This window comes from Paenibacillus cymbidii (assembly GCF_004764705.1).
Classification (GTDB): domain Bacteria; phylum Bacillota; class Bacilli; order Paenibacillales; family NBRC-103111; genus Paenibacillus_AN; species Paenibacillus_AN cymbidii.
The window spans coordinates 194,826-219,320 of sequence record NZ_SHLX01000015.1 but is presented as its reverse complement, the minus strand read 5'-3'; the positions used below and the strand labels follow the sequence as shown (position 1 = coordinate 219,320).

General features: G+C 57.4%; 15 protein-coding genes and 2 pseudogenes. 11 read left to right on the top strand and 6 right to left on the bottom strand.

Going from position 1 to position 24,495, the window contains the following annotated elements; genetic code table 11:
- The first annotated feature begins 36 nt into the window (after positions 1-36).
- Positions 37-846, top strand: a complete 810-nt coding sequence (locus EXY20_RS21140; protein WP_135554087.1) for a histidinol-phosphatase HisJ family protein — start codon at positions 37-39, stop codon at positions 844-846.
- A gap of 478 nt (positions 847-1,324) precedes the next feature.
- On the opposite strand, the gene EXY20_RS21135 is transcribed toward EXY20_RS21140, so the two are convergent.
- Positions 1,325-2,593, bottom strand: a complete 1,269-nt coding sequence (locus EXY20_RS21135; RefSeq protein ID WP_135554086.1) for a flagellar cap protein FliD N-terminal domain-containing protein — start codon at positions 2,591-2,593, stop codon at positions 1,325-1,327.
- Positions 2,594-2,972: 379 nt separating this feature from the next.
- On the opposite strand from EXY20_RS21135, the gene zwf reads away from it, so the two are divergent.
- The 6 genes and pseudogenes from zwf (at position 2,973) to EXY20_RS21110 (ending at position 9,928) form a co-directional block, all read left to right on the top strand.
- Positions 2,973-4,523 (top strand): glucose-6-phosphate dehydrogenase, encoded by a 1,551-nt coding sequence (gene zwf, locus EXY20_RS21130; protein ID WP_135554085.1) that lies wholly within the window; start codon positions 2,973-2,975, stop codon positions 4,521-4,523.
- A 494-nt stretch (positions 4,524-5,017) separates the two neighbouring features.
- On the top strand, positions 5,018-5,197 hold the full coding sequence (locus tag EXY20_RS21125; protein ID WP_135554084.1) for a hypothetical protein: 180 nt from the start codon (positions 5,018-5,020) through the stop codon (positions 5,195-5,197).
- Between the two features lie 121 nt (positions 5,198-5,318).
- Positions 5,319-5,870: pseudogene (locus EXY20_RS40805) on the top strand (S-layer homology domain-containing protein); the annotation flags it as partial.
- Between the two features lie 411 nt (positions 5,871-6,281).
- Positions 6,282-7,262, top strand: a complete 981-nt coding sequence (locus EXY20_RS40800) for a BclA C-terminal domain-containing protein (protein ID WP_456238569.1) — start codon at positions 6,282-6,284, stop codon at positions 7,260-7,262.
- Positions 7,263-7,371: 109 nt separating this feature from the next.
- Positions 7,372-9,216 (top strand): glycosyltransferase family 2 protein, encoded by a 1,845-nt coding sequence (locus EXY20_RS21115; RefSeq protein ID WP_135554082.1) that lies wholly within the window; start codon positions 7,372-7,374, stop codon positions 9,214-9,216.
- 7 nt (positions 9,217-9,223) lie between these two features.
- Positions 9,224-9,928 (top strand): glycosyltransferase family 2 protein, encoded by a 705-nt coding sequence (locus EXY20_RS21110; protein ID WP_135554081.1) that lies wholly within the window; start codon positions 9,224-9,226, stop codon positions 9,926-9,928.
- A 64-nt stretch (positions 9,929-9,992) separates the two neighbouring features.
- On the opposite strand, the gene EXY20_RS39525 is transcribed toward EXY20_RS21110, so the two are convergent.
- From EXY20_RS39525 to secD, 3 genes are read right to left on the bottom strand one after another with little or no spacing between them, the layout of a single operon-like run.
- On the bottom strand, positions 9,993-11,381 hold the full coding sequence (locus EXY20_RS39525) for a glycosyltransferase family protein (RefSeq protein WP_207671312.1): 1,389 nt from the start codon (positions 11,379-11,381) through the stop codon (positions 9,993-9,995).
- 37 nt (positions 11,382-11,418) lie between these two features.
- On the bottom strand, positions 11,419-13,791 hold the full coding sequence (gene secA / locus EXY20_RS21100; RefSeq protein ID WP_135554080.1) for a preprotein translocase subunit SecA: 2,373 nt from the start codon (positions 13,789-13,791) through the stop codon (positions 11,419-11,421).
- Positions 13,788-16,067, bottom strand: coding sequence for a protein translocase subunit SecD (secD, locus tag EXY20_RS21095; RefSeq protein WP_235886124.1), 2,280 nt, complete (start codon positions 16,065-16,067; stop codon positions 13,788-13,790). Before secD ends, secA begins: the two co-directional genes overlap by 4 nt.
- Before the next feature lie 167 nt (positions 16,068-16,234).
- Between secD and EXY20_RS21090 the strand changes: the two genes are divergently transcribed.
- Positions 16,235-17,305 (top strand): metallophosphoesterase family protein, encoded by a 1,071-nt coding sequence (locus EXY20_RS21090; RefSeq protein ID WP_135554079.1) that lies wholly within the window; start codon positions 16,235-16,237, stop codon positions 17,303-17,305.
- A gap of 39 nt (positions 17,306-17,344) precedes the next feature.
- Here EXY20_RS21090 and EXY20_RS21085 read toward each other — a convergent pair whose 3' ends face one another.
- Positions 17,345-18,007 carry an SOS response-associated peptidase gene (locus tag EXY20_RS21085; protein WP_167859401.1) on the bottom strand — a complete coding sequence of 221 codons (663 nt, stop codon included), beginning with the start codon at positions 18,005-18,007 and terminating at the stop codon, positions 17,345-17,347.
- Between the two features lie 179 nt (positions 18,008-18,186).
- Between EXY20_RS21085 and EXY20_RS21080 the strand changes: the two genes are divergently transcribed.
- Positions 18,187-19,770, top strand: a complete 1,584-nt coding sequence (locus tag EXY20_RS21080; protein WP_135554077.1) for a peptide chain release factor 3 — start codon at positions 18,187-18,189, stop codon at positions 19,768-19,770.
- A 294-nt stretch (positions 19,771-20,064) separates the two neighbouring features.
- Here the strand turns inward: EXY20_RS21080 and EXY20_RS21075 are convergent.
- Positions 20,065-20,977 (bottom strand): annotated as a pseudogene (locus EXY20_RS21075) (serine hydrolase domain-containing protein).
- A 235-nt stretch (positions 20,978-21,212) separates the two neighbouring features.
- On the opposite strand from EXY20_RS21075, the gene EXY20_RS21070 reads away from it, so the two are divergent.
- Positions 21,213-21,947, top strand: coding sequence for a creatininase family protein (locus tag EXY20_RS21070; RefSeq protein ID WP_167859400.1), 735 nt, complete (start codon positions 21,213-21,215; stop codon positions 21,945-21,947).
- Positions 21,948-22,516: 569 nt separating this feature from the next.
- Complete coding sequence (locus tag EXY20_RS21065; protein WP_135554075.1) at positions 22,517-24,481, top strand: hypothetical protein; 1,965 nt, start codon at positions 22,517-22,519, stop codon at positions 24,479-24,481.
- Positions 24,482-24,495: the final 14 nt, after the last annotated feature.

Sequence of the window (24,495 nt, the reverse complement as noted above, 5' to 3'; positions counted from 1 at the left end):
ACCGTGAGCGAGAGAAGCGAGGGAGACGGCGACAAGATGAAAATAGATTATCATACGCATCATGACCGCTGCGGGCATGCGCGGGGGACGTTGCGGGACATGATCGAGGCGGCGCTCGCCGCCGGCATGGATCAGCTTGGCCTGTCGGACCACATCCCGCTGTTTTTTCAGCCGGGCGACCATCCGGCTCCGGGGATGACGATGGCGCAGTCGGAGTTTCCGCGCTACGCCGACGAGATGGTGCGGCTCCGCGCGGAATATGCCGGCCGTCTCGATATCCGGCTCGGTGTCGAATCCGACTACATGCCGGGCTGGATGGAGCGGTACAAGGGGATATTCGCCGCTTATCCGCTCGATTACGTGATCGGTTCGGTGCATTACTTCGAAGGCCGGCACGTGTTCGACCGCAGGCGCTGGGAAGAGGATGGCGCCGATCCGCTGCAGACGTTTACGCATTACATCCGGCTCGTGCAGGAGGCCGCGCAGTGCGGCGCCTTCGACATCCTCGGGCACCTCGATGCGGTGAAGGGACTGGGCTTCCTTCCGTCCGAGCCGCTGACCGCATTGTGGGATGAAACGGTGCGAATCATCGCCGAGCGTGACCTGGTCGTGGAGGTGAACACGTCCGGGACGAGGAAGCCGGCGCGGGCGTGGTTCCCTTCGACCGACCTGCTGGAGCGGCTGCACCGCGCCGGCGTCGGCTTCACATTCGGCTCGGATGCGCACAGCCCGGCCGAGCTGCTCCACGATTGGGAGCAAGTAGCCGAGTTCCTGCAAGGGATCGGCGTGCGGCAGCTTGCCGCGTTCCGAAACCGCAAGCGGGAGATGGTCCCGCTTGTGCGGTAGAGACGCTTGGCGGGCGAAATAGGCCATAAAAAGTTGCTTATTTGCCCGATTTGACCTATTGCAACGAAAATAGCCAGTGAAAACACTGGCTATTCGCACCGAATGGCTGCCTATTCAAGCATTTCGACCGAATAGCCAGTCAAATCACTGGCTATTTTGCGGCAGGCACCTGTTTTTGGCGAAATAGGCCATAAAAGATGGCCTATTTCCAAGTGAGTCTTGCTCGAGCCGCTCGCTTGAGCAGCACCGATTCATCCACCTTCGTTTCAGCCACCAGCACATGTGCCTCATAGTACTGCCCGCCTCAACCGGCCGGCGTTTGCCTCGTCATCCCTAAGTATTCCTCTGCTTCCACTAGCTCCGGCACGTCGTGCCTCGTCCGTCGAGTGCCGCATCTCTCCGCCGTCGCCGCCGTTCCGCAAACTTCTCAAGCCCCATTTTCGCGTGAACGGGTTGTTAAGCTCGCCGCCTCTGCTCGTCAAAAGAAGCGGTTGAGCAGAATGCCGTCGAATGGCAATTGGCTGTAAAGCGACATCGAAGGGCGGTAGTTGACATACCGCCGGTATTCGGCATTGCCGCGATCCAGCAACGCTTCGCCCGTGCTGGCCAGCAGCCGCAGCGCGATCCTGCTCAGCTTGCCCGCCCAGGCGCCGATGGTTCGCTCCAGCTCCGCAACACGGCCGACAGCCGCTGCGTGCAGCTTGCCGCGATCCGCGTCGAGCGAACCGTCGCTGCGCGGGGTCAGGCCGAGCGGTTCCAGCGTGCCGGCGTCAAGCGTTTGCGCCAGCATGCGGTTCAACTGCGGCGCGGCAATGCCTTCGGCTGCGGCGAACGCGCCAGCAAGTTGATTGTAGGCGGCGCCCAGCGCGACGATGTCTTGCACGATCGTCGCATGCGCCGAGCGCACCTGCAGCGTAACCGGCCCGGACGTCGGCACAACCAGCAAGGCGACAATTTCGCCTTGCTCCAGCGCAATTTCGTTCGACTCCGAAGTGATCGGTCCGCCGCCGTCCAACCGGTATCTGGCATTCGCCGCCAGCGCATCGACGGCCGAGATGCCGGTAGTCCCGACGGCGTTGCCGCTTTCGTCGCGGAGCCGGAACGCTTGTCCGGTGCCGGTCGCTTCGGCGGCGACCGCCAGCCGGATTCGGTCCGTGTCGTCCGTGCGAATGACGGCGTTGATCCCGCTTTTGGCAGCGTTGATGGCTCGTTTCATCCGCGTCAGCGCCTGCTCGTGGGTGTCGCCTTCGCGGATGAAGCATTCGATCGTGACCGTCGAGCCGCCGTTCCTTTCCACCGTGAAGCGGTTGGGGCCGGCGAGCAGCGAAGTAGGTCCGAGCTTGACGAAGGAGGCGCCGCTGTTGCGCTGGGCGACAGCCGTCTGCTCGACTTGCAGCCGGATCGTACGTCGTTCCGCGCCGTCGCGCGCCGTCGCCTTGACGGCCAGCGGATCGGAGCTGGTTACTTCGCGCTTGGCGAACGTCGAAACGGCCGCGTCCGGCTTCAGCGGCGCAGCCGCGCTGTCGAGCGCCCTCGCTGCCGACAAAATGGCGGCAATGCTTTGGGCCGCATTAGCGGCGTACGATGGGGCATGTTGTCGGGTGAACGGGTGACGATCTTGCATAGGGGAATTTTCCTTATCCGGATTGCTGTCGCCGAAGACGTGCGCGAACAGCATGTTGTCTTGTCGATAGCGGGAGGCCGCATCTGTCCGGGCAGATGCCGGCAACGGTTCCAGCGCTGTCAAACGAACGCACATCCTTGTAATGTTTTACCATAGTATACCACTGTCCGCGAACGCCGTAACGAGCCGGGCGGGCATATTCACAAAATATATCTTTCGACCTAACCCTGCATATTTTGTCGAAAGCGTTATCTTTGACTTCTTTTCGCCACTGCATCTAAAATGGAAGCATAAGTCTGTAGCAAGGGGAGCGCGACATGGGCACAGAGGCGAACGTCATTCTCGGCATCGTCGTTTTGGTGGCATTGGCATTTTTGTGGCTGATGGGGAAAAAGCATAATAAATAGTGATCGATTCCATCATGCGATCGAATAGCGATGCGGGCGGGAATATGGTACACTGAATCGGCAAGTATATCATGCAAAGGAACGAAGGACCAACCATGAGCGATAAACGTCACGAAGCGTTTTACCAAGAAGGGGCGCTGTTTTTTATATTCGGGGCTACAGGCGATTTGGCGCGGCGCAAGCTGTTTCCGGCGTTCTACAGCTTGTACCGGGAAGGCAAGCTGCCGGAGAAATTTGCCGTTGTCGGCCTGGCCAGAAGACCGCGTACGAATGAACAATTCCGCGAAGACTTGCTGGCTTCGATCCACGAGTTTGCGCGCTATCGCACCAACCAGGATGACGAGCAATGGGCGCGGTTCGCCGCTCATTTCGAATACATGTCGCTGAACACGAACGATACGTCCGGCTACCGCGAGCTGGAGCACGTCGCTCAGAAGCTGGAGAGCAAATTCGGCATCGCCGGCAACCGGCTGTTTTATTTGGCGCTGGCGCCCGATCTGTTCGGCAGCGTCGCGCGCAATTTGCAGGAGGGCGGGCTGCTCGAATCGGCCGGCTGGCATCGGCTTGTCATCGAGAAGCCGTTCGGCTTCGATCTGGCGTCGGCCGAGAAGCTGAACGAAGAGCTGTGCAGCGTGTTCAAGGAGAACGAGATATTCCGCATCGACCACTACCTTGGCAAGGAAATGGTGCAGAACATCGAAGTGATCCGGTTCGCCAACGCGTTCTTCGAGCCGCTGTGGAACAACAAGTACATCGCGAATGTGCAAATCACGCTCAGCGAAACGGTCGGCGTGGAGGAGCGCGGCGGGTACTACGATCATTCGGGCGCGCTGCGCGATATGGCGCAGAACCATATGCTGCAGATGGTGACGATGATGGCGATGGAGCCGCCGAGCCGGCTGGCGCCGGAAGACATCCGCGACGAGAAGGTGAAGGTGCTGCGTTCGCTGCGGGCCTACTCGCCGGATGAAGTGGAAGCGAACGTCGTCCGCGGCCAATATACCGAAGGCGAAATGAAAGGCGAGCCGAAGAAAGCGTACCGCGCCGAAGATTCGGTCAATCCGGCGTCGTCGACGGAGACGTATTTTGCCGCCAAGGTGCTGATCGACAACTTCCGCTGGTCGGGCGTGCCGTTCTACATTCGGACGGGCAAACGGCTCCCGGTGAAAACGACCGAAGTCGTCGTCGAGTTCAAGACGATTCCGGACAACGTGTATCTCGCGCAGAAGCATACGCTGCAGCCGAACCTGCTCGTGTTCCGGGTCAATCCGCTGGAAGGCATCTACATCAAAATCAATGCCAAGCAGCCGGGTTCCGCCGGCATGATTATTCCGGTGGCGATGGATTTCTGCCAAAGTTGCCAGGTCGGGCTGAACACGCCGGAAGCGTATGAACGGCTGCTGCACGACGCGGCGCGCGGGGAGTCGACCTATTTTACGCGGTGGGACGAAGTGAAATTCGCCTGGCGCTACGTCGACAAAATCGCCGAAGCGTGGAAGCAGGGTCGAAGCGAGCTGCAGCCTTATGCGGCCGGTTCCTGGGGGCCGGATGCCGCAAGGGAGCTGCTGGAGCGTGACGGCTTCCATTGGTGGCCTGTCAACGGCCAGGAAGAAAGCGAAGTAATCTGGGCGCCTGTGCGCGCCTAAGAAGTGGAGTGGCCGGCGCCTGTGGGGCGCCGGTTTTTTTGCGTGAAAGCACAATGCCGGATCGCGTAACCAAAATAGCCCATGAAAAAGGACTGTCGATTAACTGTGGACCGTTGTTGTGGTCCCCCCGGGAGCAGGCTTGTTGCGAGTTCGCTGGGATGATTCTCCTGCTATGGCGCTCGTTCGCCATCGGGAGGGAGCGAGAAGCTTCTTCCTTCCACCTTCGGCGTTCTAACGGTTCATCATGAGCTTATGCGGTCATTTCGGACGATTTACTGGTGCTAACGGATCGTGGTGAGCTTATTAGCCGATTTTACTCCGGGTTTGACCGTTTTCGTCGAATAGCGTCTGTGAGAACCGTTAAGTTTTGCTGGCAGGCCGATTTCGACTGAATAAGCCTCGTACGATCCGTTAGGCACGAAGTCCATTGTCCGAACGCCATTGCAGCTTCATTTTGTTTTTTCGCGTTTGAGGGTGATAGACGGGTTCCGTCGGTGGAAGTGATCGGCCGCAGCTTGATTGTTGTTGCGGCAGTTCGTATGACGCTGTGCCCGGGCAAATTGCAGGAAGAATGCTCTGGAAAAAAGATATTCGAACAAACTGTCGATGGTTCGTCAAATTTCGACATGATTATGCCGAAATTGTTCAGAGAATGTTTAGAATTGCCGTTATAATATATAGTAGCGACTCATTGCAGACTTTTGACTGGGATAGTCGCAAATACCTATACCACTTAGAGGAGACGGGACCTTGAAGGACAAAAAGAAGATTGTCTTGACCGGTTTGAGCGTCACGATGATGCTCTCCGGAGCGGCAAATGCGGCGGCGGCGGCAAAAGAGTTTTTCAAGGATGTGCAGCAAGTGCCGTGGGCGCAGAAACAAATTGCCCAGATGAGTTTGCTCGAAGTGATTCAAGGACGCGGGGATCAAGTTTTTGATCCGCAGGACAACGTGACGCATCAGGAAGCGGTCGTTATGACGCTTCGGCTTATGGATGCCGAAGACAAGGTGCTTTCCGGCGTCACCGGATATTCGGCCGACGATTGGGCACAGGGCTACATCAAGCTTGCCGTCGAATTGGGCTTGATCGATTCGTCCGAGTTGACGTCCGACGGGCAAACCACATGGGGCGGCGCCGCTTCCTCGCGGGAATGGGTGACGCAACTGGTCGTGCGCGCCATTCAGCAGGCGAACAGCTTGCCGCAATTGACCGGCGCGCCGTCGCCGTTCCTGGATGCGGACCAAATATCGCCGCAGCTGGCCAATTCCGTCAGCATCGCATCCGAGCTACATATTGTCGACGGATTCCCGGATCAGGAGTTCAAGCCGCTGGAGTTGGTGACTCGGGCGCAGATGGCCAAAATTTTGACTTCCGCACTGCCTTACATGATCAACGACTCGTCGTCCTCCGTTGCGCAGAAAGTAACATACGGCGTGGTATCGTCGATTGACAACGGTCAAGTCACGATTTCGGCAGGCGGCCAATCGCATTCGTTTGCGCTTTCGGAAGACACGCTCGTTTACGGCAAAAATTCGAACGATGCGCTTGATCTTTCTTCGTTGGCCGTAGGTCAGCCCGTTTCGATCATTGCGCAAGGCGAAACGGCGGAAATGATCGAAGTGACCGACCAGGCGCTGACGATGGACGACATTATCGCTCAATTGCAGAAGCTGGCGAAGGTCGGCGCTACCGGCGCAACGGGCGCGGCTGGAGCCACCGGCGCACCGGGTGCTCCCGGAGCCACCGGTGTTCCCGGTATGCCTGGCGCTACTGGCGCACCGGGCGCTCCGGGGGCAACCGGTGCACCTGGCGCAGCTGGCGCGGATGGTGCGAAGGGCGCAACCGGCGTTACTGGCGCAACCGGAGCAACCGGCGCAGCGGGCGTTAATGGCGTAACAGGAGCGACGGGTGCAACTGGCGCTACGGGAGCGACCGGCGCAGGGGCTACCGGCGCAACAGGGGATGCAGGTGCAACCGGAGCTACCGGAGCGACAGGGGGGATTGGCGAAACCGGTGCAACCGGCGCGATCGGAGCAACGGGTTCGACAGGAGCAACCGGGCTTATAGGTGAGACCGGCGCAACCGGCGCGACTGGGGCAACCGGAGCGACAGGAGTTACGGGTGAAACCGGCGCAACCGGCGCAATTGGTATGACAGGCGCAACCGGCTCGGGCGCAACGGGCGCAACGGGCGTAACCGGAGAAACGGGAGCAACCGGAGCAACCGGCGTAACGGGCGCGACAGGATCAGGTGCGACGGGAGCAACCGGCGCAACCGGAGAAACGGGTGCAACCGGAGCAACGGGCGTAACGGGCGTAACGGGCTCAGGTATTCCCGGCTATGGATTTTCCACTAACAACAACACCAGCGTTACTCCAATTGCAGTAGTTCTCGGAGGCACAAACGTTCCTTTTCCTAACGAACAGCAATTCAGCGCGGATATTTTTATTAACGGGACAAATGATATATTTACAGTCTCCACAGCAGGCGTCTATTACATTCAATACGAATTAAATTCGACAGCCGATATGCTGGTAAGCGCTCAACTTTTAGCAAATGGAACTACGATTCCGAACAGCGTTCAAGCACCAACTTTACCTACTAAACGCTGGAATGACTCTGTAATCGTTCCGCTTACTGCAGGATCTACGATACAGTTACAGTTTTTTGATCTGCTGGGACCAGTTACATTAGCTCCATCGGATGGAGCCAAAATTACGATCTTCCGCTTGGCTTAACAAGATCTGCCCGCAATCCGCTCAACGGCGCACGGACAACCGTGCGCCTTGACCGGCAGCGCCGACAGCGTCCGGCAATCACATTTTCCCCCGCATACGGAGGTGCATCATGAAGTCCGTCAGTATTGTATTGCTGTCCCAGCATGAAAGCTTGCTCGGACCGTGCCTGGATGCGATCCGCAAGCATACGAAGACGCCTTGCGAGCTGATCGTCGTCAATGACGGCGGTTCACCAGCCATTGACCGGCAGCTCAAGCGGCGCAAAGCCAGCGTCGACCGAATCGTCGCAACGGAACGAATTTCCGGCGTCGCGGCCGGTTTCAATCTCGGCGCCGCACAAGCGAGCGGCGACATCATTGTCATGCTGCGCGATCACGTCGAAGTGACGGCAGGCTGGCTGGAAAGCCTGCTCCGCTGCCTGGATGAGCATCCGAAAGCCGCGATGGTCGGTCCGGTTACGAACGGCGTCAGCGGCGCGCAGCACATTCTGGTTTCCGTCGATGCGCTGCTGAAGCTCAAGCCGACCGAACGCCGCTCGCTGCTTGCCAGGCACGGCGCGTCGGCTCCCGCTCCGCGGCTGCTCAGCTTCCTGCTGGCCGTCCGGGCCGATGTGTTCCGCGAGCTTGGCGGCTTCGACGAGCGCTTCGCGCTGGAGTCGTACGAGGACGACGATTTATGCTATCGGATGATGCAAGCCGGCTACGAGCTGCGGATCGCCCGCGACAGCCTGGTGCGGTACGGGCAGCCGCCGTTGTTGTTCCCGACCGATCCAACCTGGTATGGCCGACAGCTGGTCATAAACCGGGAGGCGGCCCGAAGCAAATGGGGGAAAGATATTACCGAGCTGCTGTACGCCTGGGAGCGCCCCGCGTCCGTCAGCCTGTGCATGATCGTGAAAAACGAAGAGGAGACGCTGGAGCGCTGCTTGTCGAGTGTCGCCGATCTTGTTGCGGAAATCGTCATCGTCGATACCGGCTCGACCGACCGCACGAAGGAGATCGCCGCCCGCTTTACCGACCGCATCGTCGATTTCCAGTGGGTGGACGATTTCTCCCGCGCCCGCAACTTTGCCTTCAGTCTTGCGACGCAGGATTATCTCATGTGGCTCGATGCGGACGACGTGCTGCTGCCGGCAGACCGGGAGAAGCTCGCGTTGCTTCTGGCGGCGATGCCGGCGGGTACCGACGTCGTGTCCATGCACTACCATCTGGCCAAGGACAAGTACGGCAATGTAACGAGCAGCCTGCGCCGCAATCGGATTGTCCGTCGCAGTCTGGGCCTGACTTGGGTCGGCAGCGTGCACGAGTATTTGCAGATCAGCGGCGTCGTGTTGAACAGCGAGATTGCCATAACGCACGACCGCGTGCATACCGCTTCCTCGCGCAATTTGAACATTTACGAAAACAAGGTCAATGCCGGCGAAACGTTCGGCCCGCGCGATGTGTACTATTATGCCAACGAGCTGTACGATCATCAGCTCTGGCAGCGCGCAGTCGAGCAGTACGAGAAGCTGCTTGCGTTCGGGAATCACGAAGTATGGATCGAAGACCGGATCGGCGCTTGCGGCCGGGCGGCGGAGTGTTATCTCCAGTTGGGGGAGATGGAGAAGGCCCGGCAGAGAGCGCTTCAATCATTCGCCACAGCGTTGCCGCGGGCAGAAAATTGCTGCCGGATCGGGTACGCGTACTTCAGCGAAGAGCGATATCACGAGGCAATCTGGTGGTACCGTCTCGCCACACAGCTGGAGATGCCGGCCGATACTTCCGCGCTGCTCATTCACGCCTGCTGGACCTGGTTGCCCCAATTGCAACTGTGCGTCTGCTACGATCGAATCGGCGCTTTCGAGCTGGCCCGGGAAGCGAATGAACGGGCGGCCGCCTATTTGCCGGACGACAGCCGCGTTCTGCAGAACCGGATGTACTTTGCCGCAAAACTGGGCCATACGGGAGGCTGAGGGCGGAATGGTTCCCAAGCCGCGACTGACATTGTCCATGATCGTCAAAAACGAGGGCGGTCGCTACTTGCGGCAAGCGCTGCAGCGGCACCGGCAATTCATCCACGCCGCCGTCATCATCGACGACGGGAGCACAGACGATACGCCCGACATTTGCATCCGGGAATTGGCGGGCATTCCGCTCAAGCTGGTGCGCAACGGCGAGTCGCGTTTCGCGCGGGAAGTGCTGCTTCGCAAGCAGCAGTGGGAAGAAACGATAGCAACGCAGCCTGACTGGATTCTCAGCCTCGATGCCGACGAATGGTTCGAAGACCGCTTCGGCGTCGAGGTGCAGGCGCTAATGGAGGATCCGGAGTCGGATCTGTTCAGCTTTCGCCTCTACGACTTCTGGAACGAACGCGCCTACCGCGAAGATCAATACTGGCAAGCTCATCTGGCTTATCGTCCGCTATTGCTAAGGTACCGGCCGGAATTCGCGTATAGCTGGAAAGAGTCGAATCAGCATTGCGGAAGATTGCCCGAAAATGTGTTTGCGCTTCCCAACAAAATTTCCCCGCTGCGCCTGAAGCATTTCGGTTGGGCGTCAATAGAGGATCGAATCAATAAATTCGAGCGGTATATGCGGCTTGATGCCGGGGGAAAGGATGGCAGCCTGGCACAATATTTCTCCATCGTGGATGAGCATCCGAGACTGGTGGAATGGGTGGAATAAGAACGAACGGCACAGGCGGGAGTTCCCTTACCTGTGCCGTTGCGTTCGCAGGCATATTCGATGCTCAGATCGACGTGGCCGATGCCGAAACGGGTGCCGGACGAAGCTGGCGGAGCAGAAATTCCCGATTCGACAGCATGCCCGAATGCTGCGGGTCGAAACGAAGCCCGAGCTCATTGAACTCAAATGCCCGTTGAAATTCATTCAAATTGGTATAACATACACACATCTGGATATAGGGCTTCCACATCCATGCGCTGATATCGGGCGATTGCTCCCAGTTCTGCGGCCGCTCCGTCTGGATCGCCAGCTTGAACCAGGCAATCGCTTCCCTCCAGTTGGCCTTGTCCATGCATTTGGCGCCAAGTCTGCAGTAAATTTCGGCTGTTCGATAGGCGCCCATAGCACGCAGCAGACGTTCCCGACCCTTGTCGGCGGAACCGCTTCGGCCATAACAGGCGTCAATCTCCAATAAGGCGCGGACGTTGGCATCCGTTGTGTTGCCGCCGATCGCCAGAAACGTCTCCAGCTCTTGGATCGCGGCCTGGTTGTAGCCGCATGCGATCATCTCCAGCGCCTGGCGGTAATGCCGCTGGCCTTCCTCCCCGCCTGCCGCATGCTGCTCCGCATTCCTTTCGCCATTCCATCCATTGGCGATGTAGTCCTCGACCCCTTCAATATCGGATCCGCGGTAGATGTGATAGGCCGGATACGTCGTATCGACGAACAAGTCAAGTCCGAGCGCAGCGGCACGGATGCAGAAATGACGATCTTCCCCCCAATACCCGAGGTTGGGAATTTCTTCGAACCGGACGCCGGCTTTAAGCGCCTTGCGGCTGATCAATGTACAGGCGCCAAGCCCCCCTACCTTGTAAACGCCCGGCGTACGCAGCTGGAACATGAATTTTTGGGTCTGCGCTGTCAATTCCTCGTCCGTTTGCCGGTGTTGGCGGGCCAGCGGATACAACTCGTATTCGCCGTGCAACCAGACTTGCGGCATGGCGAGAGTGCCGGGCTGCCATTGCGTCCAGTACAGTGCCGATACGATATCCTTGCGATCGCCAAGCAGTCGGAGCAGCGTGCGCGGGTCGAACACCAGGTCCGAGTCGGCGAGAAACACGTGGCTGTACTTTCGCTGCAACGCGGTGGCCAGAATGCGGTCCTTCATCGCCGCAACCTTCCAGATCAGCGCCTCTCGCCAGTGGTGCGAATGATCGTCGCACAGGTACGTTTCATTGCCGCTCGCCGGTTGCCGGACGATTTCCGCACGACCGGTCGCGAGAGCAAATTCGCGAAGCATGTTCGCCGACAATTCGTCCGTATTATCGTCGATGAACAAATAATCGACCTCGATCCCTCCGGTTTCCATTCGCCGCAGCGATTCGAGAAAATGCTGCAGCACGGCGGGTTTCTGGCGGACCGGTCCGCCAATTAGCAGCTTGAATTTTGCCATGTCGTCACCTTTATATGCAGATTGGGAAGAAGAAGCCTCATATTGCCGCTTCGGCAGTCACTCTTGGGTCAATTTTTACCTTCATGATGCGATAGACTGTCTCGTCTTCGATTCGCGCCACCATGTCGAGGAACATCGCGTGCCCTTCGGTTTCGTATTCCCTCAGCGGATCGGTGCCGGCGTAAAGGCGCAAGTGGATGCCTTGCCGCAGCTGATCCATCGCATCGAGGTGATCGATCCAATGGCTGTCCACCGTCTGCAGCAGCAGAAATCGTTCCAGCGAGCGTTGCGCGGGTTCGCCGATTTGCCGCTCCCGCTCCGCATATTGCCGGGTGACCGTCTCCGCCAAATGGTCGACAAGCGTCTCCCGCTCCATGCCCCACAGTTCTTCCGCCGCCAGCTCGCCGTTAAGCGCATGCGTTCGGATATGGGCGGCCAGCTCAGTCAGCGACCAATCCTCCGGCACTTCGTCTTCAGGGCAAAACTTGACTACGGCCCGTCGGGCGACCGAACGAATCATCCCCAGGACAATGCCGCGGGTGTCGCTTGCATCCAGCACTTCCCGGCGGTCCCTGTAGATGCGCTCCCGCTGCAGGTGAATGACATCGTCGTAGCGCATGACCGACATCAGCGTATCGAAATTGGAGGCTTCGACAATGCGCTGCGCCGATTCGATGCCCCGGCTCATCAGCTCCCCTTCGAGCGCCGTCTCCTCGTCGAAGCCGAGTTTCTCCAGGCGGGCGGCTATTTTGTCCGAGCCGAAGCGGCGCATCAATTCGTCCTCCATGGACAAGTAAAACCGCGAGACGCCGGGATCGCCCTGGCGTCCGGAACGACCGCGCAGCTGGTTGTCGATGCGGCGGCTTTCGTGGCGTTCTGTGCCGATGACGTAAAGACCGCCCAGCTCCGCCACGCCTTCGCCAAGCACAATATCCGTCCCGCGCCCGGCCATATTCGTCGCAATCGTAACGGCGTTTCGTTGTCCGGCTTTGCCGATGATGGCCGCTTCTTCCTCATGATGTTTGGCATGCAGCACTCGATGCTCCACACCCGCCTCCTTCAGCAGGGCGGACAGGCGGTCGGAATGCTCGATCGAAATCGTGCCGACGAGCACAGGCTGGCCGGTCGCATGGCAGCGCACGATTTCGTCCACAATCGCACGGAATTTGCCGGCGGCGGTCTTGAAGACGACATCGTCTTCATCTCGGCGGATTGTCGGTCGGTTCGTCGGAATTTGCATGACCCGCAGGCCATAAATATGCCTGAACTCGTCTTCTTCCGTTATCGCCGTTCCCGTCATCCCCGCGAGCTTCCGATAGACGCGAAAGTAGTTTTGATAAGTAATCGTCGCCTTCGTGACGCTTTCGTCCTTCACCAGGCAGCCTTCCTTGGCTTCGATCGCCTGATGCAAGCCGTCGCTGTAGCGGCGCCCGATCATCAAACGACCGGTATATTCGTCGACGATTACGATTTCCTGCTCCTGCACGATATAGTCGACGTCCCGCTTCATCACATAACGGGCGCGAATGGCCTGGTTCATATGATGGTTGATGGTCAAATGCTCTTCGGCGAACAAATTGTCGATGCCGAATAATCGCTCGATCTTGTGGACGCTTCCTTCGGCAAGCAGGATCGCGCGCGTGCGCGCATCGACCGTAAAGTCTTCGCCCTCCTTCAGAACGCTCGCCAGACGATCCGCCTTGTAGTACAGATCCGTCGAGCGAATGCCTCGGCCGGAGATGATCAGCGGCGTCCTCGCTTCGTCGATCAGGATCGAATCGACTTCGTCGATAAGCGCATAATTAGGCGCACGCTGCACGCGGCGATCCGGGAAAAGCGCCATGTGGTCGCGCAAATAATCGAAACCGAATTCGCTGCCGGTGCCGTAAATAACGTCTCGTGCATAAACGTCCCGTTTATGCGCAAGCGACATGCCGTTCAAATTGCAGCCGACGGTCAAGCCCAGCCTGTCAAACACCGGCTTCATCGTTTCGCTGTCGCGTTTGGCCAAATATTCGTTGGCGGTGATGACGTGAACGCTGTCGCCGGCGATCGCGTTCAAATAGACCGGCAGCACGGCGGCGAACGTTTTGCCTTCGCCGGTTTTCATCTCCGTGATTTTGCCTTCGTGAAGCGCGATGCCGCCCATCAGCTGCACATCGTAATGGCGCATGTTCAACGCCCGCCACGCCGCCTCGCCGGCGCAAGCGAAAGCTTCCGGAAGCAAATTGTCCAGGGGCTCGCCGGCTCGAAGCCGCTCGCGAAATTGTGCCGTCATGTCGCGCAGTGATTCGTCGTCCCGTTCCGATGCTGTCTGCCAGTGCGTGTGAATCCTTTTGACAAGGCGGCCGTAGCGCCGCAGCTCGCGTTCGTTATCGTTGCCGAATACGCTGCGAAACCAGTTGCTCATCTGAAAGTTCCTCTCTTTTCAGCGTTATCGTAGTTTGAAGACGGGTTCAACGGAGTCGATCCGGCTTCATCGTCGAAATCCGTTTGCAACGCCGACAGAGCAAAGCGCTTATCGGAGGTCGGTTCGTCTGCCGGGTTAGAGCGTCTGAACGACCTTGATCGCAACAACAGCCAAAGCTGACTGGCGATGTAGATGGAAGAATACATGCCGACGAGCAGCCCAACTGTCATCGCCAGCGAAAACAGCCGGATCGATTCGCTGCCCCAGACAAGCAAAGCGATGGAAGCGAACAGTACCGCGACGACTGTATTGATCGATCGCGTCAGCGTTTGATTGATGCTCCTGTTGACGATGCGCGCCAGATCGCCGTATGTATGCGCACGCGAGAAGCGCAAGTTTTCGCGGATCCGATCGAAAATAACGACCGTATCGTTGATGGAATAGCCGATAATCGTCAGCATGGCGGCGATAAACGGCAGGTTGACCTCCAGCCGCAACAGGGAAAACATGCTGACAACGAAAAAAACGTCATGCAGCAGCGCAACAATGGCAGAGATGGCGAACCGCCACTCGAAACGGATCATGACATACAGCAAAATGCCCAGACTGGCGATCGCAACAGCCAGCATCGCTTGGCGGGCAAGCTCGCGGGCAATTTCCGGATCGACGGTGTTCTCCTCGATGCCGACGACGGGACCTTGCGCCTGATTGAACTGTTCGACGATCCGCGCAGAGTCCTTGCCGTTCGGGTTGAGCACGGCATCGAATCGCATGGAAACGCGGTCTTGCGCCGTTCCGCCGATTGAAAGCACGGACGGCTCGAAACCGGCCTCACGCACGATTTGCTCCGCCTTCTCGGCTGTAATGGCAGAGGAAAGCGTCACATCAAGCGCGGTTCCCGCCTTGAAATCGACGCCGTAGTTCAGGCCTTGATACAGCAGGCTGGCGGCGCCCAGAACGGTGACAACAATCGACAGCAGGAAGTAGCGTTTCGATTGGTTGACAAAATCGAACGATCGACGGGGCGCGGCAATGGGTTCTGCCGCATTCCGATCAGCCAATTGCTCATCGGGGCGGACACCGAACCAGCGCATGCTGCGAAAGCGTTCGGAACGGACGAGCAGCTGCAGCAGCCATTGCGAAAAAAAGACGTTCGTCGCGATGCTGAGCACGATGCTCATGATCAATGTAACGGCAAAGCCTTTGATTGCGCCGGAACCAAGTGAATACAGGACTGCGCCGGCGATCAAGGTGGTGACGTTGGCGTCCATAATGGTGCGGAACGAGCGTTTGGCGCCTGCCTTGTGCGCGGATTGCAGGCTTAAGCCCGCGCGCAGCTCTTCCTTCAGCCGCTCGTAGTGGATGATGTTGGCGTCTACCGCCATGCCGATGCCCAGCACGAAGGCGGCAATGCCGGGAAGCGTCATCGTCGCCTGGAGCAAATACAGGCAAATAAGCAGCAGCCAGCTATAGGTAATCAAAGTGACCGCCGCAACAAGGCCGGGCAGCCGGTACAGCGCAAGCACGAACAATAAAATGAACAGCGACCCGGCGGCGCCGGCCTGCAGCGTCATCTGCAGCGAAAGCTTGCCTAGCGAGGCGCCAATCGATTGGCTGAATTTTTCCGTCAGCTTGAGCGGCAGCGCGCCCATATTAATAATATCGACCAGTTCTTTGGCGTCTTCGGAAGTAAAATTGCCCGTAATCCGGCACAGGCCGTTCGTCATGACGGCTTGTACGACCGGTTCGGTCAGCATGCGATCGTCCAATTGAAAGCGGATTGTTTGGCCAAGCAGGCGGGTGGACAGATCCTCCAGCTTTTTCTTGTCCTTCACTTCCACCAGAATAGTTGGCCGATGCATCTCATCGTAATCGACTTTGGCGCCGCCCTCCTTGAAGTCGGTGCCGTAGAGCTCCACGCCGCCGTTCGGACCGCGAACGGTCAACTCGGCTGGCTTTTTCAGCAACTCCCGGACTTTCGCTTCGTCGGTGACACCGGCCAACCGCACGCGGATCCGGTTGGTTCCTTCGGTCCAAATGTCAGGTTCGGCGGTTCCTAACGCATTAACGCGCTTCTCCAGGCTTTTGGCCGTTTGGCGCAGGTTGTTTGGCGTTATCGTGCCTCCGGCTTGCACCGGTTCGGCCTCATATAAGATTTCGAAGCCGCCTTTCAAGTCGAGACCAAGTCGAATATTGTCGAGAAGGCTCGGTACAGTAAAGGCGATGAGCATGGCGGTAACGGCAACGGTCGCAAGAAATGCACATAATCTTTTCACGTAATCAAGTCTGGCTCCTCTCAGGATGCATCATTTCTATTTTACCATATCTAGTTCCCGGCTCCTATCTTTTTGTCGGATCGGGGAATTCGATCCCGTGTTGTTTTGAAGCGCTTTTCCCACTATGATGAAGAAAGATATCGCCCACTATAAAAAGGACGTGCCTCATGTCAAGACGCGCTTTCATTCGCTGGCTGCTGGCGGCAGCCGCGGCCGCGCTGGCCCTCGTATTCGGCCTGCGCCAACGGGGCGGCGACCCGGGAGAACCCGCAGCCGCAAAGTCCGCTTCGCCTTCGCCGGCGCCTTCCCGGGCGGCAACGCCATCTCCGTCGCCCGCGCCGACTCCCGGTGCGGACGAACCGCTGCTGTCTTTTATGATTCTGAGCGACCTTCACGTCAACTCCGCATTCACCGAGCAAAGCGCCAAGCTGCGCAAGGCGCTCGACGACATCGTCGCATTCGAGTCTAAGGTGGAGCGGCTGATCGTAACGGGCGACCTGACCGACGCCGCAACGGACGGCGATTACAAGGAGCTGCGAAGCGTGCTTTCCGGCTACAAGCTGCCGCAGATCGCAGCCAATATGGGCAACCACGATTATTACGACATCTGGATCGACAAGAGCGGCCAGTGGAACAAGGACGCGGCGCCGAACGGCAAAAGCGATGCCAAATCGCGCGACAAGTTCCTGTCGTTCTTCGGCATGGCGAAACCGTATTCGGAAATGGAAGCAAACGGGTATACGATTTTGCTGTTATCGCAGGAGACGTACGTGCAGGAGAAGCCGGAGGTAGGCGAAGGCGCCTGGTACTCCGACGAGCAGTTGACGTGGTTCGAGGAGCGCATGAGCCGGCACCGGGGCGACAAGCCGATCTTCGTCATGATTCACCAGCCGCTGCCGCCGATCGGCCAGGACGGCGGTACGCATCAGCTGATTCGGGCCAAACGGTTTCGCGACATCCTGCGGCCGCATGCCAATGTGTTCGTGTTCTCCGGGCACCAGCACCAGGATTTCCTGAACGGAAAACCGCATTATGTCAAAGAGACGTTCCACTGGTTTCACAATTCGTCCGTCGGCAAGTTGCTGAACGCCAATTTCCAACAGACGCGGAAAGAGGCGGCGCAAGGCTTGTACGTGCAAGTATACAAAGGCAAAGTCGTGCTGCGCGGGCGCGAGTTCAGCAACCGTACCTGGGTCGGCAAAGAAGCGGACTGGACGGTGCCGCTCGACCGCGCATAAACAGGAGCGGACCGTGTCGTCCGCTCCTTGCATGGCGCATTATTTGACCATCGGCATCGCCGGGTGAAGCTCTTCGATCAACTCCAGCGATTCCAATTCCACATTGTCGATGCGGCGCGAGACGGGATAGGAGCGCAGCTCCGCTTCCGGCAGCCGGCGCAGCAGGCCAAGCAGCGTGTCGATGCGCGTTTCCTTCGGATTGAGCCAGGCCGCCATGCCGGCTTCGTCCAGAATATACGGCAGCTGCAGTCCGGGCTCGCTCGCCGACGGCGTGGTGATGACCGTACACATGTAGGAATCGTTTTTGCGCGGGTCGCGCCAAATTTCGTAAATGCCGGCCATGCCGAACACGGCGTTGTCGCGGCGCACGATGCGCCAAGGCTGACGGATTTTTCCTTCCGTGCGCCAGGTGTAGATGCCGCTGCACGGGATGACGCATCTTTTTTTGCTCAGCAGCTTGTGCAGGAACGGTTTGCCCCGCAGCGTGTCGCGTTCGGCGTTGACCGAATCCTTGGCCCAGAACGGCACGAGTCCCCAGCGGTGTTGGCGCAGGCAGCGTTCCTCGCCGATCTGCTGAATGACCGCCACCTGCTGCCGCGGCGCAATGTTGAACCTTCGCCCGTAACACATTTCCACCCGATCGAGTCCGAACGCGCTTGCCAACTCCGGCAGCTCGGCCGTAAGCGAATATCGCGTGCACATCGCAATCCCCTCATTTCCTTCATTTTCTATCAAGTGAAGTTTCTGCATTTGGGCGGCAATTATGTATGGGAACAAGGATGAAATGGACGTTTGGGCGCAAAACTGGTAAAGTGAAATGGAATTTATCCCGGAGCGGGAATACATTACGATAGGTTGAAGCAAGGAAGGACAGGGAGCAGATGGCCACGGCAATGGAGCAAGAAATGCATGAGGAAGTGGGCAAGCGGCGGACGTTTGCGATTATTTCCCACCCGGACGCAGGGAAAACGACGCTGACCGAAAAGCTGCTGCTGTTCGGCGGGGCGATCCGCGAAGCGGGCACGGTCAAGGCGCGCAAGGCGAGCCGGCACGCGACAAGCGACTGGATGGAAATCGAAAAGCAGCGGGGCATTTCCGTTACGTCTTCGGTGATGCAGTTCGATTATGAAGGGCATCGCATCAACATTCTCGATACGCCCGGTCACCAGGACTTCAGCGAAGACACGTACCGCACGCTGACGGCGGCGGACAGCGCGGTCATGCTGATCGACGCCGCCAAAGGGGTCGAGGCGCAGACGAAGAAGCTGTTTCAGGTGTGCCGCAAGCGGGGGATCCCGATTTTTACGTTCATCAACAAGCTCGACCGCGAAGCGCAAAATCCGTTCGAGCTGCTGGAGGAACTGGAGCGCCTGCTCGGCATTCGTTCGTACCCGATGAACTGGCCGATCGGCTCGGGCAAGCAATTCTGCGGCGTGTACGACCGGGAGAAGTCGCAGCTGGAGCTGTTCCAGCCGGAGGAGACGGGCAGCGTCGAAGTGCGCGAAGTGAGCGGCTACGAGGACCCGCTCGTCAAGGAAATTGCCGGCGACTACTTGTACGAGCGGCTGTGCGAGGATTTGCAGCTGCTGGACGTGGCGGGCGACGCATTCGACTACGAAAAGGTGAGAAGCGGCGAACTGACGCCGGTGTTTTTCGGCAGCGCGATCAACAACTTTGGCGTGCAGACGTTTCTGGAGAACTTCCTGCAGCTGGCGCCGAAGCCGGAGCCGCGCAACAGCACGGAAGGGCTCGTCGAACCGGAATCGGGCAAGTTCAGCGGCTACGTGTTCAAGATCCAGGCGAACATGAACCCGGCGCACCGCGACCGCATCGCGTTCCTGCGCATCGTCTCCGGCAAGTTCGAGCGGGGCATGGCGGTCAAACACGTGCGCGTCGGCAAAGAAATCAAGCTGGCGCAGCCGCAGCAGTTTCTCGCCCAGGACCGCGACATCGTCGACACCGCCTATGCGGGCGACATTATCGGCCTGTTCGATCCCGGCATTTTCCGCATCGGCGATTCGCTCTGCCAGAGCGGAGCGATCGTGTTCGACGAGCTGCCGACGTTTTCGCCGGAGCTGTTCAGCAAGGTGACGGTGAAGAGCTCGCTCAAGCACAAGCAGTACCAGAAAGGGCTCGACCAGTTGACGGAGGAAGGCACGGTGCAAATTTTCCGCACGGTCGGGTTCGACGATATTATTCTCGGCGTGGTCGGGCAGCTGCAGTTCGAGGTGTTCGAGTACCGGATGAAAAACGAGTACGGCGTCGACATCATGCTGCAGCGCATGCCGTTCCAGTTTGCGCGCTGGGTCGTCGACGACAAGATCGATCCGACGAAGTTCCGGATCAATTCGCAGCTGGTGCGCGATCGCAATGACCACTTCGTGGCGTTGTTCGAGAACGAATACGCCATGCGCACGGCGATGGATAAGATGCCAAGCGCGAAGTTTCTGGAGACGGCGCCTTGAGAAGGTTTTGAAGGCGCCGGGTCACATTCGGTTTTGGAGAAAAACTTGCTGTACGCGCTTCGGGGGACAACTCGCGTTCGATTTGTCCAGCATATCCACGTTTCACGTCCGGAAAACATTTCGCCGCGTCATACCCGGCCTGCAGCCATATCGGCCTGCTTGATCGCGGAGACGCGGCGTTGATAGGGCATTCCCGGCGCCGGCAAACCGAATCCGCCGATGCGAACGCCGTCTGCGTATACTTCAGCCGTATCGTGGGCGGATACACCACTCACCGATGAATGGGATTTGTCCTCACTGATTCTCTTCAAACCACGGTACAATAAACGTTCTGATCAGTTCAATTCTGTCCTTCGCGCGCGGCATGAAACGAGAAGCAATAGAAATTACCATTTTCTTTTCGGGATTTACGAAAATCGTATTTCCGCCGTCACCCAAACCTGCATAACAAGTATTGCCCATATCATTAACAATCCACCATAAATACCCATAAGATAACTCCCCCCATCGGCTGTTCTCCCGGGTACTGTCTTCAATCCATTTTGAAGGAATAATTTGATTTTTGCCCCATAAACCTCCATTCAGGTACAGCTGACCAATTTTCGCCATATCCAAGGGCGTTAAAGCAAGTCCCCAACCAGCGGTATTCGTCCCTTTGGGATCCACCACCCAACCACTAACATTTTTACCTTTAATGAAACCCAAATACTCCTCTTTGCAATTTATAATCGCATTATGGGGTGCATTAATTCCAAGCGCTCCAAACAGATTATCCGTGGCAAAATCCAGCACAGATTGGCTCGTTGCATTTTGGAGAATTCCCGACAAAATCTGCATGCCGATTGTGGAATACTTGAATCCACCAAAATCGCCCTTACCCCCCAACAAGTTCAGTGCAGCTTTTGTCCAATCATCGCTTGTATAAACCTTTGTATATGGCTCCGACTTGTATTTATAAGGTGCGGTCATGGTCAACATATTTTTAATTGTGACATTCTGTATCGTTTTTTTCTCCACGCTTGACCGTGTATTCGGGGAAAAATTCCAATACTTTCTGGTCTATGCTTTTGATATAGCCTTTATCTAAAGCAATGCCAATCAGCGCAGAAACCACGCTCTTTGTCACCGATGCTATATGGATGGTATCGTCGGCGGTGTAGCCGTTAAAATACCCTTCATAAACCTTTTCACTATCATGCAGTACCACAATACCGCCAATATTATCATAGTCGGTTTTAATAAGACTTTCGAAATCTGTGATTCTTTTATTCAGACTTTTCTCCTTCTAAATCAAAGTACATCGATGTCTGAGAAAAGCGTATGATGATATAAAATTTTTTGCAATGGTCTTTAATTGAGTCGGGACTCCAACTTATGGCATGATAAAGGAGTTGGCCAATCATCATCACCGTGAAGCGGTGGGGAAGAAGCGGAGGATCATCATGCTCACGATCCATCATACCAAACGCGATTTTGAAGAAACGGACTGTACGGTCGCCGTGCTGCCGGTCGGAGCGGTGGAGCAGCATGGCAGCCACCTGCCTGTCGGCACGGATACGTTGTTCGCCGAGGCGTTTGCCAAGGGAATGGCTGAAGCCCTGGACGCCTATTTGTTGCCGGCGATTGCGATTGCGTCTTCGATTGAACACCGCAAAGGGAAGGGCACTGTTTATATTCAATCGGACACACTGGCACTCATTGTACGCGACATTGCCGCTTCCTTGCAGTATGCCGGCTATCGAAAGTTGATTGTCGTGAATTTCCACGGCGGGAATTGGATCTTGAAGCCGACCGTCCGCAACCTCAATCGGGAACTGACGGATATGGACGTCATCCTGTTGCAGTACGATGCAGCGGCGCACAGACACGGGGAAATTTTCAAGCATACGCAAGGCGATCTGCACGCGGGTGAATTCGAGACGTCGCTGATGCTGCATCTGTATCCCGAATTGGTGAAGACGATCAAGCAGTCGGAACGGGCAAGGGAGGCCGTTCCCCAGGCATTTATGGATTATTTTGACGTAACCGAACTGACGGAAGACGGGTACTGGGGGTTCCCGGAGGAAGGCACGGCCGACAAAGGAAAACGGGTGATGGAGCTGCTGGTGCAATGCGGGCTTGACTATTTGGATAAGGTGGAGCGAACGAGGGAGGAGATTGAGCAGCGCAAGAAATAACGGTTCCGGTGAAAGAATCCGAGGCGAAATGGTCCGATTTCTTGCTCGGCAACGAAAATAGCCCATGAAAAATGGCCTATTTGCCTGATTTCGCCCGGCCCGCCTGCAATAGCCAGTGAAAACACTGGTTATTTGCCCCAGATCGCTTCAAAATAAGCCTTTCATGCGAAATAGCCAGTGAAAACACTGGCTATTTCGTATGGACGGCCCGTTTTTGGCGAAATAGGCAAGAAAACATGGCCTATTTTTCAGGGGGGAGTTGGCGGATGGGGGAGTGGCACGCATGAAGCAAAGTGTCTGCTCCATGGGGCCAAGCCAGATTGCCAACGCGGCATTGCGCTTGCCCCGATGGCCACGGGGTAAAAAAGCAGCCCTTTCAGACTCCAAACCCAAAAAGACCGTCATTTGTTGGCTATACAAACGAATAAAATCCCATGCGATTACTAGGATTAAAGCTTGTCATTCTTCCATTCCAACAGCAATCCAATATTGTATTTGCATGCTGCGAAGAAGGAACTATAATGTGCCTATGGAATAAGTCAGTATGAATCGGGAGGGAAGCAAAACAAGTGACGAACCGAAACGAACCGTATGAAATCAAACCTGGCAGCGGGGTGACCTGGCTTGCAAGCGAAACGGGGGATTTGCAGCTGAAGGTGGAGGTTGCTCCGGCCGACCCGTCGGCACAGTTGAATGTCCGCGAATCGTTTACGCCGATTGCGAACGGTGTCCGCTGGGACATCGAAATAACCGGCGACGGGGCGGAATGGACGGCTCCCGTTGAAGCGAGCGTATGCTTGCCCGTCGATGAGCATACGAAGTTTTGGACCGCGTGGACGCACGGGAACGGGGAATGGACCGATCCGTTGGCCAGCATGCCTTTGGCGGATGCGTCGTGGAAGTACGGCCCTTTTTTCGAAACCGGTTTTTCCATTCCGCTCGCAACCGTTCTGAACGCCGCAGAAGACACCGGCTTCAGCTGGATCGTTTCGCCGGACAATGTGCTGCTCGATGTCGAACTGCTGACGGACGCATCGGGGAAAATCCGCTTCCGGTTTCAGCATTACCGATTCGGCGAGGGGCATGCCGTCCGCTTGTCCATGAGCATCGTCCGGCATGAAGCGGATTGGCGCGGCGGCTTGCGATGGATGACGGATCATTACCCGGCGTACTTCGAGCCGCAGAATGCGCTCGCGGACGCCATGGCGGGATGCGGCTCGTATCCGCTCCAGTATGACGGGGCCGATAAGGAACAATTGCGGAAGATGGCCTACCGCTTCTATTGGGCGGCTTCCTACGACTATCCTTACTATGGCATGTGGATGCCGCCTGTAGACGAGGAAGAACAATGGAAAAGCTGGCGCACCGCGCCTCCCTATGAACTATCGATTTCCATGCTGGCCGAACGCGCCAGAACGGTACGGCAGGACGGGTTTCACTATTTGTATTATTTTAACTGCTCGGAATTCGGCACCTTCGACAGGAAAGCGCTTCCGGACGTCGATGCTCCTGCGGAGACGAACGTTGCGGAAAAAGATTTGTGGCAGGACGGCTTGAACTTTTTGCGGAAGCACTTGAGCACGAGTTTATGGCGGGATGAAAACGGGAATCCGTCGCGGGCGGGTTGGGCGCCTGAAGGGTATTCGTTTGTGCTTGACCCGGGTTACGGCGGCTGGCAGCAGTTTTTGCTGGAGCAGGCGAAGCAACATAACCGGATGCTGCCCGACGCCGCCGGCCTGTGCATGGATCGCATGTGGTGGAGCACGATGGCGGAACAAGGCTACCAAATGCAACCTGTCAATTATGGCGCGGATGACGGCGTCGGCCTGTATGGGAACCGACGCGGCAGCCACTTCAGCGAATCGTTCAAGCGATTTCTCGATCGGCTCGGCCGGGTCATGCGCGATGACGGCAAGGTGCTCTTTTTCAACTCCTGCATGGCATACCGGCTCGATTTGTACAAAGATGTGGACGGCTTTTACGATGAATTGTGGCCGATGAACGGGAATCCGAATGTGAACGGTACCGCTTTGCTTGCCTTGCGCAAACCGGCAATGATGTGGACGAACGAGGCGCAGCTTGAGGGCGATCCGGATCGTTATTTTCAACAAAACCTTTATTTGGGGACGTTTGTGACGGCGCCCTTCCCGACGAACGATCATACGATCCGGCCCGGTACGGCGTATGATTCGTATTTTACCGATTATGGTCCGCTGCTTGCGGCGATGGTCGGCAAAAAGTGGGTGCTGGAGCCGCACTGCGTCACCGTTATGGACGATGCGGCCAAAGCCAATTTGTTCCGGGTGGATGCAGGCTGGGCGATTCCCGTCGTTTTTGGGGGGACGCACGAAGCGGCAGTCGTCGCGATTCGCAATATTCCGGGCCTGGATGGAAAAATGTGCGCCAAAGCCTTTCTTCCCGGCTTGGAGCAGGCGCAGCCGGTCGAAGCGATCCCCGATTCGGGAGGGCTTCGTCTGCAAACGCCGCTGGGCCGGGGCTGTGCGATGATCGTGCTGGAGAAGGAGTTTGACTAACAAGGGAAGAGGGG

Excerpts from the sequence above, each read along its gene's own strand:
- EXY20_RS21115 (WP_135554082.1), top strand. The coding sequence starts at position 7,372 with ATGAAGTCCGTCAGTATTGTATTGCTGTCCCAGCATGAAAGCTTGCTC.
- EXY20_RS21080 (WP_135554077.1), top strand. The coding sequence starts at position 18,187 with ATGGCCACGGCAATGGAGCAAGAAATGCATGAGGAAGTGGGCAAGCGG.
- EXY20_RS39525 (WP_207671312.1), bottom strand. The coding sequence starts at position 11,381 with ATGGCAAAATTCAAGCTGCTAATTGGCGGACCGGTCCGCCAGAAACCC.
- EXY20_RS21090 (WP_135554079.1), top strand. The coding sequence starts at position 16,235 with ATGTCAAGACGCGCTTTCATTCGCTGGCTGCTGGCGGCAGCCGCGGCC.
- EXY20_RS21070 (WP_167859400.1), top strand. The coding sequence starts at position 21,213 with ATGCTCACGATCCATCATACCAAACGCGATTTTGAAGAAACGGACTGT.
- EXY20_RS40800 (WP_456238569.1), top strand. The coding sequence starts at position 6,282 with ATGCCTGGCGCTACTGGCGCACCGGGCGCTCCGGGGGCAACCGGTGCA.
- EXY20_RS21085 (WP_167859401.1), bottom strand. The coding sequence starts at position 18,007 with ATGTGCACGCGATATTCGCTTACGGCCGAGCTGCCGGAGTTGGCAAGC.
- EXY20_RS21140 (WP_135554087.1), top strand. The coding sequence starts at position 37 with ATGAAAATAGATTATCATACGCATCATGACCGCTGCGGGCATGCGCGG.
- zwf (WP_135554085.1), top strand. The coding sequence starts at position 2,973 with ATGAGCGATAAACGTCACGAAGCGTTTTACCAAGAAGGGGCGCTGTTT.
- secA (WP_135554080.1), bottom strand. The coding sequence starts at position 13,791 with ATGAGCAACTGGTTTCGCAGCGTATTCGGCAACGATAACGAACGCGAG.
- EXY20_RS21110 (WP_135554081.1), top strand. The coding sequence starts at position 9,224 with ATGGTTCCCAAGCCGCGACTGACATTGTCCATGATCGTCAAAAACGAG.